1 protein-coding gene and 1 pseudogene are annotated in these 1,913 nt (G+C 34.7%); both read right to left on the bottom strand.

The window, feature by feature from the left end:
• Positions 1 to 1,039: DUF6443 domain-containing protein (locus tag ACKTTC_RS08290; RefSeq protein WP_408039339.1), on the bottom strand; the 1,039-nt coding region annotated here is incomplete at its 3' end.
• Positions 1,040 to 1,051: 12 nt separating this feature from the next.
• Positions 1,052 to 1,913, bottom strand: a pseudogene (locus ACKTTC_RS08285) (hypothetical protein); the annotation flags it as partial.

Here is a 1,913-nt window from a genome sequence, read left to right as displayed (position 1 = left end):
TGACTCCTGAAAAATCTTTTGAATATTTCTGTCCGTAATACTCTTGAGTAGCTAAACCTATATTACCAGTACGGATATTCGCATTGTTTGCTCCTTCTGTATAAGGCAAGTATTCTTTTACTTGTCTACCATAATTGTCATACTCAACATGACTTACAATATCTTTTATCTGTTCATCTGCTATTAAGATACTCGGTCTGCTAACTACATCTTCTAATGGCAATTCACTCCCATCTAACTCTTGAAATAATGGACTCCAAAAGTATTGACGAACACTCGTATCTGTACAATAATATAAATAGTTTCTTAATCGAATTGTTCTTCTTTCTGGGTGCCATCTAAATTCTTTACCATCTATAATTTTAGTCCCTGCTGTATCATAGATACCGCTTACTCCTGTGTCATTCCCTCTGTACCCATGTGGATGGATTATTCCTACTAGTAAATACCATTTGTTGGCTTCTGGTAAATAACTGTCAATAAAATATGGATTCGTATTTAGGCTACCATTTAAAGAATAAACATCACTCCAACCTACTCCATGATACGTTCTTCCTGTAGAAGGCGTTCCTATTTTATTCTTCTTTACCCATACTGTATAACGGTAACTCTTGCTATTATCAACTTGAAAAAAATCTGTTACCCAACCTCCATCTGCATCTTTAGCCGAATCTGGAACACATTCCCATAATAAATCTCTCCCACCAAATGGGGTGCTTCCTTTGATAATCCTATTTTCTGAATCTCCTCCATTTCTACCGAAAAAAGCTGTAGAACCTGTATTGTTAACTGTCCAATCTATAGGAATATTATTATTGGAAATTGTATTTCCTCCTGCGGAAATTCCAATACTTTGTTTTAACCTGCCTAAACCATCAAAGTATTGTACCGTAGTCATTACTTTGCTTTTGTCTTGCACTGTAATTGGTGTTGTACTAGCTTCTTTATAGGTCTTAGTAACTACATAATTCTCTGTAGTACTTTGTGCAGATACCAATGAAGGTAATAACACAGCTAACAATTGTATATACTTTTTCATCTTTTTCTTCGCTTAGTTTTTATAGTTGTATTGGTGCTCTTTCAATATCTCTCCTGCACTGTTCTTTACTAGTATCAATCGGTTTAATAAATCATAGCTATAATAAATCGTCTCTCCTCTTGGATCGGTTATACTAGTAACTCCTACTAAGGGATCGTAGGTAAAACTAGTTACTTGGGCTTCTGGAAAAGCTGCTCTTACAATCGTTAAACGATCGCGTAAAGTGCTTTCCGTTGTTGTATTTATGTCTGAATTCGAGACTGAAATTGCATTATTAATTGCTATTTCTTGACTGCTACTAATACTATTATAACCTTCTATCTTTGCAATGGGTTGACTCTTTTCATATCCCCAAACATAGTAGATCTTCGTTCCATCTTGTTTACTTACTTCTACTGGATTGCCTTTAGTATCGTACTTATGAAACACCGCTCTGTCTTCTAAAACTTGACTGCCTTTAGCTGTTTGAATTCTCTTTGGAACATACAAACTACTTGAAGTATCTGTACCATAAACCGTATGTTGTTTGCTAAGCTGTGTATTGTTTTTATAACTTGTTGTGGTAACTGGCATCATGCGATTGGCATTAATTAAGCCTGTATCAAAATCATGTATTGTTTTATATACGTCGCCTTTACTATCGGTAAACTCGGTGCGTTTTAATTGGTAATGATTTGGGTAATCATAAAAATAATTCGTCTGGGTTGTGATGGCTTTATCTTCAAAATAACTTGTTTTTGTACTACTATGTAAATTAGCCGTGCCTCCTGTTACATAATAAATTCTATACTTCCAATCACTTGCATTGATAATATTAGTAGTAGCTGCGCGCATAAATAATGGTAACTTGAATAAAGTCCTATTACTTTCATAA

The sequence above is a fragment of the Tenacibaculum amylolyticum genome (assembly GCF_964511145.1).
GTDB classification, from domain to species: Bacteria; Bacteroidota; Bacteroidia; order Flavobacteriales; family Flavobacteriaceae; genus Polaribacter; species Polaribacter amylolyticum.
Note: the sequence above shows the minus strand (reverse complement) of the source record. Positions and strands in the feature narration are given on the sequence as shown.